The 14,831-nt window shown below is 74.1% G+C and carries 15 protein-coding genes; 11 read left to right on the top strand and 4 right to left on the bottom strand.

Going from position 1 to position 14,831, the window contains the following annotated elements:
* Positions 1 to 31: 31 nt before the first annotated feature.
* Genes DN069_RS03815 through DN069_RS03805 form a run of 3 tightly spaced genes read left to right on the top strand, consistent with a single transcriptional unit; the run spans position 32 to position 2,830 of the window.
* The gene (locus tag DN069_RS03815) at positions 32 to 1,435 is read left to right on the top strand and encodes a purine-cytosine permease family protein (RefSeq protein WP_111499371.1); all 1,404 of its coding nucleotides are present in this window, start codon (positions 32 to 34) and stop codon (positions 1,433 to 1,435) included.
* A gap of 4 nt (positions 1,436 to 1,439) precedes the next feature.
* A complete protein-coding gene (locus DN069_RS03810; RefSeq protein ID WP_111499370.1) occupies positions 1,440 to 1,889 on the top strand; it encodes a nucleoside deaminase in 450 nt (149 codons plus the stop codon).
* Positions 1,886 to 2,830, top strand: a complete 945-nt coding sequence (locus tag DN069_RS03805; protein WP_111499369.1) for an isopenicillin N synthase family dioxygenase — start codon at positions 1,886 to 1,888, stop codon at positions 2,828 to 2,830. The genes DN069_RS03810 and DN069_RS03805 overlap by 4 nt, the downstream gene beginning before the upstream one ends.
* 118 nt (positions 2,831 to 2,948) lie before the next feature.
* Here the strand turns inward: DN069_RS03805 and DN069_RS03800 are convergent, their stop codons facing one another.
* Positions 2,949 to 3,875: a DUF3027 domain-containing protein gene (locus tag DN069_RS03800; RefSeq protein WP_111499368.1), complete on the bottom strand. Its 927-nt coding sequence runs from the start codon at positions 3,873 to 3,875 to the stop codon at positions 2,949 to 2,951.
* 195 nt (positions 3,876 to 4,070) lie between these two features.
* Here DN069_RS03800 and DN069_RS03795 point away from each other — a divergent pair, with 195 nt between their 5' ends.
* From DN069_RS03795 to DN069_RS03780, 4 genes are read left to right on the top strand one after another with little or no spacing between them, the layout of a single operon-like run.
* Positions 4,071 to 5,450: an MFS transporter gene (locus DN069_RS03795; protein WP_424556246.1), complete on the top strand. Its 1,380-nt coding sequence runs from the start codon at positions 4,071 to 4,073 to the stop codon at positions 5,448 to 5,450.
* A gap of 27 nt (positions 5,451 to 5,477) precedes the next feature.
* A complete protein-coding gene (locus tag DN069_RS03790) occupies positions 5,478 to 6,014 on the top strand; it encodes a hypothetical protein (RefSeq protein WP_111499367.1) in 537 nt (178 codons plus the stop codon).
* Positions 5,984 to 6,721, top strand: coding sequence for a futalosine hydrolase (locus DN069_RS03785; RefSeq protein ID WP_243638883.1), 738 nt, complete (start codon positions 5,984 to 5,986; stop codon positions 6,719 to 6,721). Before DN069_RS03790 ends, DN069_RS03785 begins: the two co-directional genes overlap by 31 nt.
* A complete protein-coding gene (locus DN069_RS03780) occupies positions 6,718 to 7,587 on the top strand; it encodes a 1,4-dihydroxy-6-naphtoate synthase (RefSeq protein WP_111499366.1) in 870 nt (289 codons plus the stop codon). Before DN069_RS03785 ends, DN069_RS03780 begins: the two co-directional genes overlap by 4 nt.
* 56 nt (positions 7,588 to 7,643) lie before the next feature.
* On the opposite strand, the gene DN069_RS42310 is transcribed toward DN069_RS03780, so the two are convergent.
* Entirely contained in the window at positions 7,644 to 8,027 is a 384-nt protein-coding gene (locus DN069_RS42310; protein ID WP_111499365.1) for a cold-shock protein, read from the bottom strand.
* A 351-nt stretch (positions 8,028 to 8,378) separates the two neighbouring features.
* Between DN069_RS42310 and DN069_RS03770 the strand changes: the two genes are divergently transcribed.
* Entirely contained in the window at positions 8,379 to 8,648 is a 270-nt protein-coding gene (locus DN069_RS03770) for a hypothetical protein (protein ID WP_243638882.1), read from the top strand.
* Here the strand turns inward: DN069_RS03770 and DN069_RS03765 are convergent.
* The gene (locus DN069_RS03765) at positions 8,627 to 9,274 is read right to left on the bottom strand and encodes an HAD family hydrolase (protein ID WP_111499364.1); all 648 of its coding nucleotides are present in this window, start codon (positions 9,272 to 9,274) and stop codon (positions 8,627 to 8,629) included. The two genes, DN069_RS03770 and DN069_RS03765, sit on opposite strands and share 22 nt — an antisense overlap.
* 109 nt (positions 9,275 to 9,383) lie before the next feature.
* Here DN069_RS03765 and DN069_RS03760 point away from each other — a divergent pair, with 109 nt between their 5' ends.
* Together DN069_RS03760 and DN069_RS03755 are read left to right on the top strand one after the other, a co-directional pair.
* Positions 9,384 to 10,457 (top strand): ABC transporter substrate-binding protein, encoded by a 1,074-nt coding sequence (locus DN069_RS03760; protein ID WP_111499363.1) that lies wholly within the window; start codon positions 9,384 to 9,386, stop codon positions 10,455 to 10,457.
* 57 nt (positions 10,458 to 10,514) lie between these two features.
* Positions 10,515 to 11,423: a class I SAM-dependent methyltransferase gene (locus DN069_RS03755; RefSeq protein WP_165845356.1), complete on the top strand. Its 909-nt coding sequence runs from the start codon at positions 10,515 to 10,517 to the stop codon at positions 11,421 to 11,423.
* Between the two features lie 68 nt (positions 11,424 to 11,491).
* Here DN069_RS03755 and DN069_RS03750 read toward each other — a convergent pair whose 3' ends face one another.
* Positions 11,492 to 12,547, bottom strand: coding sequence for a hypothetical protein (locus DN069_RS03750; RefSeq protein WP_111499361.1), 1,056 nt, complete (start codon positions 12,545 to 12,547; stop codon positions 11,492 to 11,494).
* 205 nt (positions 12,548 to 12,752) lie between these two features.
* Between DN069_RS03750 and DN069_RS03745 the strand changes: the two genes are divergently transcribed.
* A partial coding sequence (locus DN069_RS03745; protein WP_111499360.1) for a helicase-associated domain-containing protein occupies positions 12,753 to 14,831 on the top strand: 2,079 nt, incomplete at its 3' end.

Here is a 14,831-nt window from a genome sequence, read left to right as displayed (position 1 = left end):
AGGCGTTCGCGGCGCCCCGACACTGCCGGGCATGACCACCGACCGGATCACCGCCTACGGCGACCACGTCCTCGCCGTCGAACCCACCGGCGCCGAGCCCGTTCCCGCCTCCGCACGCCACGGCCGCCCACTGGGCCTGCTGTGGACCTGGACCTCCCCCAACATGGAGTTCGCCACCGTCTTCGTCGGCGTGCTCGGCGTCGGCGTCTTCGGCCTGGACTTCTGGTCGGCCGCCCTGGCCATCGTCCTCGGCACCGCGCTGGGCTCCGTCGCACACGGCTTCCTCGGCCTGGCCGGCCCCCGCTTCGGCGTGCCGCAGATGGTCGCCGGCCGCACCGCCTTCGGGTTCCGCGGCAACGCCCTGCCCGCCGGGCTGAACGCCCTGACCGCCGGGATCGGCTGGTTCGCCGTCAACAGCGTCAGCGCCGCGTACGCGCTCAGCACGCTGACGGGCTGGCCGGTGCTGCTCTGCCTGTTCCTGGTCGCCGTGCTGCAGATCGCCATCGCCTTCCTCGGCCACAACTTCATCCACACGGCGGAGAGATACACCTTCCCCGCGTTGACGGTGGTCTTCCTGGTCGCCTCGGCCGTCATCCTCTCCAAGGCACACCTGGCCACGGCGAACGGCGCGCACGCCTTCCCCGGCGCCTTCCTGCTCACGGCCGGCGCCGCCTTCGGCTACGCCGCCGGCTGGACGCCCTACGGCTCCGACTACACCCGCTACCTGCCCGCGTCGACGCCGCGATGGCAGGTCGGCCTGTGGCCCGCCGTCGGCGTGTTCTGGTCCTGCGTGCTGCTGGAGGTCGTCGGCGCGGCCTCGGTGACCATCACCGTGCCGTCCGGACTGACCCCGACCGCCGCCTTCGTCCACCCGCTGCCCGGCTGGCTCGGGGACCTCACGCTGCTGGCGATCGCGGTGGGCGGCGTCGCCGCGAACGCGCTGAACATCTACTCCGGCGCGCTGTCCTTCGTCGCGATGGGCATCCGGCTTCCGGCGGCGGTACGGCGGGCCACCGTCGCCCTGGTCTTCGGCGTCGCCGGCACCGCGGTGGCCTGGTCGGGCCTGCACGACTCGGGCGCGAAGTACACCGACTTCCTGCTCGTCATCACCTACTGGATCGGCCCGTGGCTGGCGGTCGTCTTCCTGGACCGGTGGTACCGGCGCGGGCAGGACGACGCGGCGGTCGGGGCGGATCTGGCGGACCCCCGGTTCAGCAACTGGGCCGGACCGGTCGCCATGGCCGTCGGCACGGGGCTGGGCGTGTGGCTCTTCTCGAACCAGACGGAGTACACCGGACTGGTCGCCCGTCACCTCCCGCAGATCGGCGACATCGCCTTCCTGGCCGGGTTCCTGATCGCGGGTCTGGTCTACGCGGCGCTCCGGGCGGTTCCCGCATTGGGGCCGGTTCGGACCGGGCTCGCCGAGGCATCGTAAGCACATGCCCTCCCTCGACTACCCCTCGATGCTCTCCGTCGCCGTCGGCGAGGCCCAGCGCGGCCTCGCCGAGGGCGGCATCCCCATCGGCGCCGCGCTCTTCGGTCCCGACGGCGAACTGCTGGGCTCCGGCCACAACCGGCGCGTCCAGGACGGCGACCCCTCCATGCACGCCGAGACCGCCGCGTTCCGCGCGGCGGGCCGCCTGCGTGGCTACGGCCGCACCACGATGGTGACGACGCTCTCCCCCTGCTGGTACTGCTCGGGCCTGGTGCGGCAGTTCGGCATCGGCCGGGTCGTCGTCGGCGAGGCCGCCACCTTCCACGGCGGCCACGACTGGCTCGCCGAGCACGGCGTGCGGATCGTGCTGCTGGACGACCCCGCGTGCGTACGGATGATGTCGGAGTTCATCCGCGAGCACCCCGACCTGTGGAACGAGGACATCGGCGCATGATCCCCACCATCGACCTCGGCCCCTGGCTCACGGGCACGGCTGCCGAGCGGGCCGCGACGGCGGCGGCGGTCGACGCCGCGCTGCAGGAGGCGGGCTTCCTGCTGGTCACCGGTCACGGCGTCACCTCGGCGGAGCGCGCCGCGGTCCGCGCGGCGGCGCGGGAGTTCTTCGCCCTGCCTCTCGCCGCGAAGCGGCGTTACTCCGTCCGCGTCGGAGGTCGCGGCTGGCTGGCCAAGGGCGCGGAGGCCAACGCCTACGCGGAGGGCACGGTCACGCCGCCGGACCTGAAGGAGTCCTGGACGGTCGGCGCGGAGACCCCGAGCGGCGACTCCGAGATCGACGCCTTCTGGTTCCGCCCCAACCGCTGGCCCTCGGCGGAGGCCCCCACGCTGCAGCCGGCCGTCGAGTCCTACCTGGCCCGGATGCGGACCCTGTCGGACGAGATCCTGCGGCTGCTGGGCGCGGCGCTCGGCCAGGGCGTGTCGTTCTTCACGGCCCACACCGGGCACCCCACCTACACGCTGAACATCAACTGGTACCCCGGCGTCTCCGTGGTCGGCGCCCCGGAACCCGGCCAGTTCCGTATCGGCCCCCACACGGATTTCGGCACCGTCACCCTGCTGGACCGCGAGCCCGGCCTCGGCGGCCTCCAGGTCGACATCCCCGGCGAGGGCTGGGTCGACGCGCCTTTCGTCCCGGACGCCCTCACCGTCAACATCGGCGACCTGATGGCCCGCTGGACCGGCGACCGCTGGCGGTCCGGCCGCCACCGCGTCCTCCCGCCGTCCCCCGACGCCCCGGAGGAGGACCTGATGTCGCTGGTCTTCTTCTACGAGTGCGACCCCCACACCACCGTCTCCCCGGTGGCCGGCCCGATCGCCTACCCGGCGGTGGACTCCTCGGACTACCTACGGTCCAAGCTGGAGGCGATCACCGTTTAGTTGCACCATCCAGGGGCGCGAGGAACTGCGCGACAAGCCACCCACGGCCTCGAGTTCCCGAGCGGACAGGGCCATCCGCCTCGGGGGGTTGCTCGCGCAGTTCGCCGCGCCCCTGAGGTCAGCTGTGACCCAGCTCCTCGGCAGGCGTGCTCTCCTCGACGGAGCCGCCGGTGCGGTCCGGGTGGAGCGGGAGCGGTTCGAGGCTGAACTCGTCGAGGACCGGCGCGGCCGGGACCGTCGGGGCGGGCATGACCGCCGCCTCGGAGTGCGCGCCGCAGCCGTAGGCCAGCGAGACGAGCCGGCCGTCCGCGGGGCTGAACTCGTTCGAGCAGACGCCGAAGGCCTGGCTCAGCGAGCCGCCCAGCGGAACCATGAAGCCGCAGGAGACGCACGGCGCCGGAGCCGCCTGTGCCATCGGCGAGTGCGCGCCGAACTCCTTCTCCCAGCGGTCCGCGGCCAGGTTGAGGCCGAGTCTGCTCAGGACCCGGGCACGGCCCATGCCGAGCTCGTCCGCGACGGACGCGATCTGCGCCCGCTCGTTCTCCGGCGCGACGGCGACAGCCTCGCCGCTCGGCTCGATCGCGACGTCCTCGCCGGCGATGCCGGAGAGACGGTCCTCCGCCAGCGCGGAGTTCGGCGCGGGCTCGTCGTCGCCGGAGTAGCCCGGCTCCAGGCGCAGGTCGTCGGCCTCGGTGGGCAGCAGGTCGCCGGGGCCGAGGTCGCCGGGGCGCAGCCGCTCGCTCCACGGCACCCACTCCGGCGCGATCAGCGCCTCCTGACCGGGCAGCAGCACCGTCTCGTCGAGGGTGACCTGCTTGGCGCGCGCGGCGCGGGTCACCGTGACGGCCCAGCGCCAGCCCCGGTAGGCCTTCTCGGTCGTGGCGAAGTAGTGGGTGACGACCCGGTCGCCCTCCACGTCGATGCCGAGGTGCTCGCCGACCGCGGACTCGCCGACGGCCTCGACTGCCGCGTGCAGGGCGAACTCCACGGCCTCGGCGCACAGGCGGTCAGGGGTACGGCTTCGCGTCGTCGTCGCAGCACTCATCACGGACTGATTCTCTCCCAACCATCCTCGCGGCCATAACCACATCATCCGCGCCACCGCCGACGCGGCGAACTGCGCGCGGTAACGGTCGGACTCCCATTCTTGCCGACCGGCCTCCCGCCTGTCCCGCGCGGACGCGGAACCCGCCGAAACTACCGTGCCAAGTACCCAACGATCTCTTTCCCGTCGTGCACCATGGGAGATATGGCCGAGGCTGGTGTGGGCAGGACCCGGCGCGCGGCGTCCGCCGTGCACCGGTTCACCTCCGCTGCCGCGGTGCGCACCGGCAAGGTCGCGAACGCGACCGGGCGCCGGATCCGGCGGGCCACCTCCGCCGAGGGGGCGGGCGAGTCGGGCCTGGCCAAGCTGATCGAGCTGCACGCGGTGAACTCGGCCGGCGACATGATGATCACGGTGGCCCTGGCGTCCACGATCTTCTTCTCGGTGCCGACGCACGAGGCGCGCGGGCGCGTCGCGCTCTACCTGCTGATCACCATGGCGCCCTTCATCCTGCTGGCGCCGATCATCGGGCCGATGCTGGACAAGATCCCCAGCGGACGCCGGGCCGCGATGGCCGGCAGCCTGCTGGCCCGGGCCGCGCTGGCCTGGATGATGGCGGGCTCGATCGCCGGCGCCGGGCTGCAGATCTACCCGCTGGCGCTGGGTGTGCTGGTCTCGTCGAAGGCGTACGGGGTCGTCCGCAGCGTCGTCGTGCCCCGGCTGAAACCCCCGCAACTGCCGCTGGTGAAGGCGAACTCCCGCGTCTCGCTCGCGGGCCTGCTGTCGACCGGCGTGGCGGCCGGGATCGGCGGGCTGCTGCACCTGATCGGACCGGACTGGCCACTGCGCGGCGCGTTCCTGATCTACATCGTGGGCGCGGGGCTCGCCTTCGCGCTGCCGCACACGGTGGACGTGGCCAAGGGCGAGGAACGCGCGGTCCTGCACGCGGAGGCCACCCCCGCGGACGGCACCAAGGTCGGCCTGCGCTCGGTCGGGCCGGGCGTCGTGCTGGCGCTGGGAGCCGAGAGCGCGCTGCGCGTGCTGTTCGGCTTCCTGACCTTCTTCCTGGCCTTCCTGGTGCGCGAGCATCCGCTCGCCGGACTGCCGGCGACGGCCTCGTTGGGCCTGGTCGCCGCCGCGCTCGGCATCGGCAACACCCTGGGCACGGTGGTCGGGGCCTGGCTGCGCACCAAGGGCCCTGAGACGCTCGTCACGTTGATGGTCGTACTGGCGTTCGCCGCCTCGCTCGCGGCCGCGCTCTTCTACGGCGCGTTCACGGTGGTGCTGCTCGCCTTCGTCGCGGGCTTCGCCCAGTGCATGGGCAAGGTCGGCCTGGACGCGCTGATCCAGCGCGACGTGCCGGAAGCCGTCCGGACCTCGGCATTCGCCCGTTCGGAGACGGTGGTGCAGCTCACCTGGGTGATCGGCGGCGGTCTCGGCATCGTGCTGCCGCTGGTCGGCGAGGTCGGCATGGCCACGGCCACGGGGATGATGCTGGTGGCCCTGGTGTGGACCGTCCGGACCAGGATCACCCTGCGACCCCGGCACGCAACGGCAGCCCCCGACGTGGCGTGATCGACGCGGGACGGTAGCCTCAGCACCATGAGTCTCAACCGCGGAGTCGCCGCCCTTGGAGCCGTCGCCGTCGTGGGCGCCGCGACGCTCGGTATCACGCTGCCGATCGCAGCCCACTACGCGCCCTCGGTCGCCCGGGTGTCCGTGGTCGCCGGCTCCCACTGGACGCAGATCGCCCCGCTCGACAACTGCTACAAGGGCGGCAACGCCCTGAGCGTGGCCGACCAGACCAAGTGCGGCGCCGCCATCAAGGCGGCCCTGAGCGACCCGAAGAAGATCCCGACCGCGATCGTGCCCGGCCTGAACGGCAACTTCGGCATCAACGTCGACCAGCCCGTCACTAAGAACGGCTGGGTGGCCCGCACCGCCGGCGGCGTCCTGGTCCAGCACCAGACCAACGCCTACGCCGGTCAGCTGCCGATCGCTCAGGTGCTGACGACTCAGGACCCGCAGACCGGCCAGACCACCACCTCCGACTCCGGTCCGATGCTGATCCAGGAGACGGACAAGGACGGCAAGACCATCTACGGCGAGTGGCTGCTGCAGCTCAAGGTCGCCAGCTGACCTCGTCCCGCGTTCTCGTCGTCACCGCCGTCGCTGCCGAAGCGGCGGCGGTGCTGCGTGGTGTGTCCGCGGCCCTGCCGCACGCTTGTGAGGTCGCCCGCACGCTGCCCGGCGGCTACGCCCTGACCGCCGTCGGTCCGGTGGACGTGCTGGTCGGTGGCGTCGGCCCGGCCGCGGCCGCGGCCGCCACCGCGACGGCGCTCGCGCTGGCACCGTACGGGCTCGTGGTCTCCTCCGGCATCGCGGGCGGCTTCGCGCCCGTCGCGCCGATCGGCTCCGCCGTCGTCGCCGAGACGATCGTCGCCGCCGACCTCGGCGCGGAGACGCCGGACGGCTTCGCCGACGTCACCGAACTGGGCTTCGGCCGGATCCGACACGCCTGCGCCCACGTCGACCCGGCCGCCCGCCGGCTGCGCGCCGCCGGCGTCCCGACCGCCGTCGGCCCGGTGCTCACGGTCTCCACCGTCACCGGCAGCGCGGAGCGCGCCGCGGAGCTGCTGCGGCGTCACCCCGGCGCGGTGGCCGAGGCCATGGAAGGCTTCGGCGTCGCCGAGGCGGCCGCCGCGCACGGCCTCCCCGTGCTGGAGCTGCGCACCGTCTCCAACGCGGTCGGCCCACGCGACCGCGCCGCCTGGCGCATCGGTGACGCGCTCGCCGCCCTGGCCCGCGCCCACGAGCACATCGGGTACGCGACACTGGTCGGGTGACTTCTTCCTCCCGCGCACTCAGCATCGCCTTCTCCCCCTGCCCGAACGACACCTTCGTCTTCCACGCCTGGGCCAGCGGCCTGGTCGCGGGGGCGGTGCCGCCCGAGGTCACCTTCGCCGACATCGACGTCACCAACGGCCAGGCCGAGCGCGGCGAGCTCGACATCCTCAAGATCTCCTACGCGCAGCTGCCGTGGGTCCTCGACGAGTACGCCCTGCTCCCCACCGGCGGCGCGCTGGGCCGCGGCTGCGGCCCGCTGGTCCTCGTCGGCCCCGACGCCTCCCCCGAGCCCGCCGCGCTGCGCGGCCGCACGGTCGCCGTCCCCAGCGAGCGCTCCACCGCCTACCTGCTGTTCCGCCTCTGGGCGGCGGAGGCCGTCCCCGGCGGCCTCGGCGACATCGTGGTGATGCCGTTCCACGAGATCATGCCGGCGGTCCGCGACGGCAAGGTCGACGCGGGCCTGGTCATCCACGAGGCGCGGTTCACCTACCAGAACTACGGCCTGCGCTGCCTCGCCGACATGGGCGAGGCCTGGGAGTCCGCCACCGGCCTGCCGATCCCGCTCGGCGCGATCATCGCGCGCCGCGCGCTCGGCGCGGAGCGACTCGCAGCCCTGACGGACACCATCCGTGCCAGCGTCCGCGCGGCGTGGGCGGAGCCCGCGCTCTCGCGCGACTACGTGATGTCCCACGCCCAGGAGATGGACCCCTCGGTGGCGGACCGGCACATCGCCCTCTACGTCAACGAGTTCACCGAAGACCTGGGCGAAGCCGGCTACGCCGCGATCCGCGCCCTCCTCACCCGCGCGGCGGCAGCGGGTCTGACCCCACCGGTCTCGGACGACCTGCTGGCGTTCCCTGCGTGAGCCGGTAGGGGCGCGAGGCTCTGTGCTCCCGCAACCAGTTCCCCGCGCCCCTGAGGTCACACGTCGAGTTGGTCCGCGACGTGGTGCAACAGAGTGGCGATGCGCTTGCCGACCGGCTTGTCCGGGTAGCGGCCCTTCTGGAGGCCGGGGATGATCTGCTCCAGGACCGTGGTGAGGTCCTGGACCATCGCGGCGAGCTCATCCGGCTTCTTGCGGGAGGCCGCCGCGAGGGACGGGGCCTCGTCCAGAAGGGTCACGGTCAGTGCCTGGTCTCCCCGATGGCCGGCGACCACGCCGAACTCCACCCGCTGGCCGGGCTTGAGCGACTCCACTCCGACCGGCAGCGCCTTGGAGTGCACGAACACGTCGCCGCCGTCGTCGCGCGAGAGGAAGCCGAAGCCCTTCTCAGAGTTGAACCACTTCACTTTGCCCGTAGGCATGGGGAGACCTCGTCGGTAGTTGAGTCGGAGTGTGTCGTACGGGGGTGCGGCACCCCACCGGCTACCGGTGGTGACCGCTGCGCGCCGCAGGCGAGCTAGCGCCGGGCCATTGTTCCAGGTCGGCGCCGAAATGATCGACCCGATTGCTCCGCCGGAGGCACCAGCGCCACGGCCGACCGACGTGTCGTCCTGATCGGGGACATGGCGCACCTCCTCAGAACAGCCTGGTCACGCCGCAGCGGTCCCGCTGCGCGCACGCACGGTCCCCGTGCGTGACGTGCATACCCGTCCGCGGTGGTCGGCTAACCCCGCGCGCACCGCGCACCTGCGCGGACCGGCTAGCGTGGAGGGGTGAACGCTGACTCCACCTCTCGGGCAGACGACCCGGCCGCGCCGGGCGACGGGCTGGTCCGCATCGGGGCGATCCTCTTCGCCGTCGGCGCGGTGGCCACGATCGCGACGGTGCTGCCGCTCTTCCTCGGCCTGCACCGGCTGCCCACGCCCGCGTACTTCGTCTGCATGGTGATGCCGCTCGGCTTCGCCGTCGCGCTCGTGGGCCTGTTCCGCTCCGCGCGCGGGCAGCGACGCGCCGCGTCGGCTCAGCAGGGCGCCGCCAAGTAGCCCGTCAGCCAGGCCGGGAACGCGGTGAGGTCCGTCAGGACCACCCCGGCGCCGGCCGCGCGCAGGCTCTCCGCGTCGTAGGGGCCGGTCGTGACGGCCACCGGGAAGGCGTCCGCCTCCCGCGCGCCCTCGACGTCGCCCAGGTGGTCGCCGACGTAGACGCGCACGCCCTCGGCCCGCAGCGCCTCCGCCTTGCCCGCGGCGAAGACGTCGCCGTGCAGGGCGTCGACACGCATGTCCAGCGCTTCCAGGTTGAGCCGGGCGTTGGGCGTAAACTTGCCGGTCACCACGACCGTCCGCCCGCCGGCGGCGTGGACCGCCGCGAGCGCCTCGCGCGCGCCGGGCAGTGGGGTGACCCCGGCGACGCCGTACTCGGCGTAGAGCTTGCGGTACCGGTCCGACATGAGCTGGACGTCCTCGGGCGGGAACCAGTTGGCCATCTCGATCTCCACCGGCGGCCCGAGCCGGGAGACGACGAGGTCCGTGTCGATCTCCGTGCCGGTCTCCTCGGCCAGGATCCCGTAGGCGCGGGCGATTCCGGGGCGGGAGTCGATCAACGTCATGTCGAGGTCGAATCCGACGGCCAGCGGAGGGACCAGCGGGGGGAGCGGCGTCAACGGCGTCATGGCCTTCACCCTAATCGGGCCGCTCGTGGGTGATACTGCGAGCTGAAGCAGATCGGGATCTATCCGGACAAAGAGCCGAAAACCCACGGAGACAGCCACGGGAGGCCGGATGCCGGGCGCCTACTCGCGCAGGGCCCTGCTCGGCGCGCTCGGCGCGCTGGGGGCCTCCGTCGCCCTGAACGCCTGCAAGGGCGTCGACCACCTGCCGCCCGACTCCGGCGCGGCCACCGGCCCAGGGGCCGGCACCGGAGGGGCGCTCGCCGGCCCCGGAGTGGTGGCCGCGGGCGCCTCGTCCTCGGGGTCGGGCGCGGCTTCCGCCTCGGCCTCGCCGACACCCTTGCGGACCGTCCAGGCCGCGACCGGGTCGGTGCAGGTGCCGCCGTCGCCCAGCCGGGTCGTCGTGCTGGGCACAGCGGAGCTGGACTCCGCGCTCACTCTCGGCGCCACCCCCGTCGGCGCCGCCCGCGCGGCGCTCGACGGCGGCCTGCCGGACTACTTCCCGAGCGGCTGGCTCTCCCCCGTCGCCGAGGTCGGCGCCGTCGGCGGGCCGGACCTCGGCGAGATCCTGCAACTGCAGCCCGACCTGATCCTCTCCAGCCGTGCCGTCGACGGCTCGCGCTACCACCAGCTCGCGGCGATCGCCCCGACCGTCCTCACCGAGTCCACGGGCGCGTCCTGGAAGCAGGACTTCCAGCTGCACACGCAGGCCCTGAACGCGCAGACCTTCGCGGACGCGATCACCTCCGCCTACCAGGACCACGTCCGCGAGGTCACCGCCGCGCTGGGCGGGACCGGGGCGACGCGCAAGCAGCAGATCAGCCTGGTGCGCTTCGTCCAGGACCAGGAGCCGCGCCTCGTCGCGACCCGCAGCTTCCTCGGGGTGCTCCTCGCCGACGTGCAGTTGGGGCGGCCGTCCGCGCAGAACGCCCAGACGGCCGAGGTCGTCATCTCCTCCACGGACAAGCTCGGTGAGGCCGACGGCACCACGATCTTCTACGCCACCTACGGCGACCCGGCCAGGGCCCACACCGACGAGGTGCTGAACAGCCAGGCGTGGAAGGACCTGTCGGCGGTCAAGGCCGGGCGCGCCTACGCCGTGGACGACCAGCTCTGGTACCAGGGCATCGGCTACTTCGGAGCCGACCTGATCCTGGCTCAACTTCGGCGCTACTTGGGTGGGTAGCGGCCGATACGTGCCAAGAGTCTTGTGATGCTCGTCACTCGGGAACACCATGGCACCATGCCGACGACAACAACGCAGGAGCAGCGGGACCACCGGTCTGGGCGCGAGCGTGAGCGCGCGGCGGCTGCACGCAAGGCCTTCATCGCCGAGGGCTTCGACCTGGTCGCGGACACCTACGGCACGGTGGACGGCGCGTTCTTCCGGGCGAGCGCCGCGCGCCTGGTCGAACTCGCCGGTCTGCGCACCGGCGACCGCGTCCTCGACCTCGGCTGCGGCCGCGGCGCCGTGCTGTTCGCCGCGGCCAACGCCGTCGGCCCCGACGGCTACGTCGCGGGCCTCGACCTCTCCCCCGGCATGGCCCACGCGACAGCCGCCGACATCGCGGCGCACGGCCTGCGCAACGTCACAGCCCGGGTCGGCGACGCGGAGGACCCCGGCTTCCCCGTCGGCTCCTTCGAGGCGGTGCTGGCTGGACTGATGATGTTCATCACCCCCGACCCGGCGGCCGTCCTGCGGGCCGCCCACCACATCCTCGTCCCCGGCGGCCGCTTCGCGATGTCCAGCTGGGGCCGGCTCTCCGACCCCCGCTGGACGCGTCCCCTCGACGCCGCGCTCGCCTTCCTCGACGACCCGCTGCCCGCGTCCTCGCCCCGACAGGGTGCGCGCGGCGGACACGCGGCGTTCGACACCGTCGAGTCGATCGCGGACCTCTTCCACACCTGCGGCTACACCGAGGTGCGGACGGTGGAGGAGGCCACCGTCCACGTGGTCGAGAGCGGCGAGGACTGGTGGCGCGCCCAATGGTCCACCGGCCGCCGCGCGTGGCTGGAGAAGATCCCCGCCGACCGCCGCGACGCCGCGAAGACCGCGGCCCTGACCGCCCTGAACGAGCTCCGCGACCCGGACGGCATCCTCCGCAGCGAGACCAACCTGCGGTTCACCACGGCGGTACGCGACGGCGCCTAGGACACGGCGCCGAACGCCCGAGGCCGGGGCCCGTGCCGTCAGGCACGGGGGCCGGGCGAGGCGCCGACTCAGCGACGGGTTATCCGGAAGGCGAGGAACGCGGCCGAGAGGCCGGCCGAGGCGCGGAGCCAGAAGGAGAAGGCGTTGTGGGTCGCCGCCGACAGCTGGCTGCCCGTCAAGCCCGGGTGGCCCGGCGTGTGGCCGGTGCGGCTGTAGAGCCAGAAGCCGCAGGCCGCGGCCATCAGGCCGGGGATCCACAGCGCGGCGAAGCGCCCCGCGCGGTGCCCGAACCTGCGGCCGGCGTAAGCGAAGAGCCAGCCGAGGACGGCCACGTACCAGAAGCCCGTCACCGCGGCGGCGGCCAGCACGAGCGTGGCCAGCGCCTCGACGAACGGGATCGACGGGCGGGAGACGGAGACACCCCCGCCCGCACCGCCGCCGAGCAGGCGGCGCAGCAGGCCGGCCGTCCCCGCCGGCTCCGCCTCACCCAGCGCATCGGCGTCCACCGCGCCCGCCGCGCCCGGCGCCTGCGCCGCACCCGGCTGCGCGGTCGGCAGGCCGGTGATCGGATCGACGGTCGCCGTGGCCTCGGGGTGCATGAAGTCGCCCTCGAAGGAGCCGGACCAGCCGGGCGGCTGCACCATCCGGACGCCCGCGCCGGGGAAGCCGGCGCCGCCGGACTCGAAGGTCCACCACTGCGCGCCCGTCGCCGGGACACTGCCCGCGTCCGCGCGGACGAACTCCGCCCGGCCCTCGAGCGTCGGCGCGCCCGCCTGCGACGGGATGGACGGCCGCATGCTCGCCCCGGCGGGGGCGGAACCGTACGACGGGGACGGGCTCGCAGTCGCCGGGACCGCCGGGCCGGAGGCGACCGACGACCCGCCCCCGGCGGCGCGGCGGACCACCTGCTCCGGGGTGCCGAGCCCGGCGAGGATCTTGCGGACGGAGCCCACCTCGGCGCGGACCGAGGAGGACGAGGACGAGGCCCGCTGGGAGTCGATGGACTGCCTCAGCTCGTTCACCAGGCGGGCACGATCCGCCGCGGTGAGGCCCGGCGCCTGGCCGGCGAGGTCGCCGACCCGGCTCAGGTAGTCGTAGACCAGCTGTTCGCTCTCGATGCCCATCGCGCTTTCCGCCCTCCCCACAACCACCGCCGGCGTCAGCTTAGGGTGCGTCGTGCGGACGTCACGGCCTTACCCGGAGAAGCCGACCGGTACTCCCCGCCGCCTTTCCGCCTCCCTACCGCGTCTGCGCCGACGCCCGCGCCACCGCTGGGCCGTCCGCCCGCGACGGGAGCCGCGCCGGAGCGCAGCAAGTAACCTGAGTCGGATGAGCACCGGGAGAACCGAGGAGTCGTACGACGGCGTCCGGACGCTGCCCCGCACCCTCGCCGAGGACCTGCGCGGGCGGGACGACGCCGCGCTCGCCGCGCTGCTGCGCGCGCGGCCCGATCTGGTGCACCCGGTGCCGGCCGACCTGACCCAGCTGGCGACCCGCAGCGCCACGCGGGCCAGCGTCATCCGTGCGCTGGAGCGGCTGGACAAGTTCACCCTGCAGGTCGCGGAAGCCCTGGCCGTGGCCGCGGACCCGTGCACCCCGCAGGAGCTGCGCGCACTGCTGGGCGCGGACCAGGACCCGGACGTCGAGGCCGCGTTCGGACCCGCCGTGGCGGCGCTGCGCGACGCCGCGCTGGCCTGGGGCGAACCGGAACGGCTACGGCTGGTCCGCACCGTGCGCGACGTGATCGCGCCGAGCGGCGGGCAGACCGGGCCGACCGGACTCGGCCCCGGCTACGCGGAGGCCGGCGCCGGGCTCTCCCCCGCCCGGCTGCAGGAGATCCTGGCGGACGTGGGCCTGCCCAGCACCCACGATCAGGTGAGCGCGCTGGCCGCGCTCAGCGCCCTGTTCGCGGACCGCAAGCGCGCGGACGCGCTGCTCGCACAGGCTCCGGAGGGCGCGCGCGGCGTGCTGTCCAAGCTGACCTGGGGACCGCCGTTCGGCGCGTCCCCGCCGCGCGCGGTCCGGGCGGCGGACGCCCACACGCCCGTCGAGTGGCTGCAGGCCTGCGGGCTGCTGCTGCCCGCGGGCCGGGACGCGGTCGTACTGCCGCGCGAGGTCGCGCTGCACCTGCGCGGCGGCCTGGCCCACCGTCAGATCGAGCCGGTGGCACCGCAGGTGACGGCGGCCCGGAGTGTGCCACCGGACCAGGCCGACCACGCGGCCGCCGCGCAGGCCTTCACGGCGGTCCGGACCGTCGAGGAGGCGGTGGACCTGTGGAGCACCGAGTCACCTGCCGTCCTGCGAGCCGGAGGCCTCGGCGTCCGCGAGCTGCGCCGCACGGCGCAGGCCCTGGACCTGCCGGAGCCGGCCACCGCCTTCTGGGTCGAACTCGCCTACGGCGCCGGCCTGGTGGCCCCGGACGGCGAGGTGGAGGAGCGCTGGGCGCCCACCCCCGCCTACGACGAGTGGCTGAGGCGGCCCGTCGCGGAGCGCTGGGTGCTGCTGGCCCGCACCTGGCTCGCCGCCACCCGGGTCGCGGCCCTGGTCGGCAGCCGGGACACCAAGGACAAGGTGCTGGCCCCGCTCGGCAGCGGCCTGGACCGGGCCCTCGCCCCGGAGCTGCGCCGGGACGTGCTCGGCCTGCTCGCGGCGCTGCCGCCCGGCACTGCCGGTGACCCCTCCGCGGTGACCGCCCGGATCGCCTGGCAGCTCCCGCTGCGCGGCGGCGAGCTGCGCGACCAACTGGTCGCCTGGACCGTGGCGGAGGCCGAGGACCTCGGCCTGACCGGCCGGGGCGCACCGGCCCGCTTCGCCGTGCCGCTGCTTGACGATGACGAGGAGTCAGCGCTGGCGCGGCTCACGCCGCTGCTGCCGGAGCCGCTGGACCAGGTCATCCTGCAGCCCGACCTCACCGCGATCGCCCCCGGACCGCTGCGCACCCCGCTGGCGCAGACCCTCGCGGTCGCCGCGGACGTGGAGTCCAAGGGCGGCGCGACCGTCTACCGGTTCACCCCCGACTCCGTACGCCGCGCGCTCGACGCGGGCCGCAGCGCGTCCGAGCTGCACGCCTTCCTCGCCGAGCACTCGAGCACGCCGGTGCCGCAGCCGCTCACCTACCTCGTCGACGACGTGGCCCGCCGCCACGGGCGGCTGCGCGTCGGCGCGGCCTCGGCCTACCTGCGCTGCGACGACGACGCCCTGCTGGACGAGTTGCTCGCCGACCGCCGCGCCGCGCAGCTGCGGCTGCGCCGCCTCGCCCCCACCGTGCTGGCGGCGCAGGCCGATCCGGCGACGGTGCTGGGCCAGCTGCGCACCATGGGGTACGCCCCGGCCGCGGAGACCGCCGACGGCGACGTCCTGATCACCCGCCCGGACGCCCGTCGCACGCCCCCGCGCACGCCCCCGGCC

It is taken from the genome of Streptacidiphilus pinicola (genome assembly GCF_003258295.1).
Classification (GTDB): domain Bacteria; phylum Actinomycetota; class Actinomycetes; order Streptomycetales; family Streptomycetaceae; genus Streptacidiphilus; species Streptacidiphilus pinicola.
The sequence above is the reverse complement of the archived record's forward strand: the minus strand, read 5'-3'. Positions and strand labels throughout refer to the sequence as shown.

Bases quoted from the DNA above. Each gene is read 5' to 3' on its own strand.
- DN069_RS03810 (WP_111499370.1), top strand. From the start codon at position 1,440: ATGCCCTCCCTCGACTACCCCTCGATGCTCTCCGTCGCCGTCGGCGAG.
- DN069_RS03765 (WP_111499364.1), bottom strand. From the start codon at position 9,274: ATGACGCCGTTGACGCCGCTCCCCCCGCTGGTCCCTCCGCTGGCCGTC.
- DN069_RS03795 (WP_424556246.1), top strand. From the start codon at position 4,071: ATGGGAGATATGGCCGAGGCTGGTGTGGGCAGGACCCGGCGCGCGGCG.
- DN069_RS03800 (WP_111499368.1), bottom strand. From the start codon at position 3,875: ATGAGTGCTGCGACGACGACGCGAAGCCGTACCCCTGACCGCCTGTGC.
- DN069_RS03750 (WP_111499361.1), bottom strand. From the start codon at position 12,547: ATGGGCATCGAGAGCGAACAGCTGGTCTACGACTACCTGAGCCGGGTC.
- DN069_RS03815 (WP_111499371.1), top strand. From the start codon at position 32: ATGACCACCGACCGGATCACCGCCTACGGCGACCACGTCCTCGCCGTC.
- DN069_RS42310 (WP_111499365.1), bottom strand. From the start codon at position 8,027: ATGCCTACGGGCAAAGTGAAGTGGTTCAACTCTGAGAAGGGCTTCGGC.
- DN069_RS03755 (WP_165845356.1), top strand. From the start codon at position 10,515: ATGCCGACGACAACAACGCAGGAGCAGCGGGACCACCGGTCTGGGCGC.
- DN069_RS03760 (WP_111499363.1), top strand. From the start codon at position 9,384: ATGCCGGGCGCCTACTCGCGCAGGGCCCTGCTCGGCGCGCTCGGCGCG.
- DN069_RS03805 (WP_111499369.1), top strand. From the start codon at position 1,886: ATGATCCCCACCATCGACCTCGGCCCCTGGCTCACGGGCACGGCTGCC.
- DN069_RS03790 (WP_111499367.1), top strand. From the start codon at position 5,478: ATGAGTCTCAACCGCGGAGTCGCCGCCCTTGGAGCCGTCGCCGTCGTG.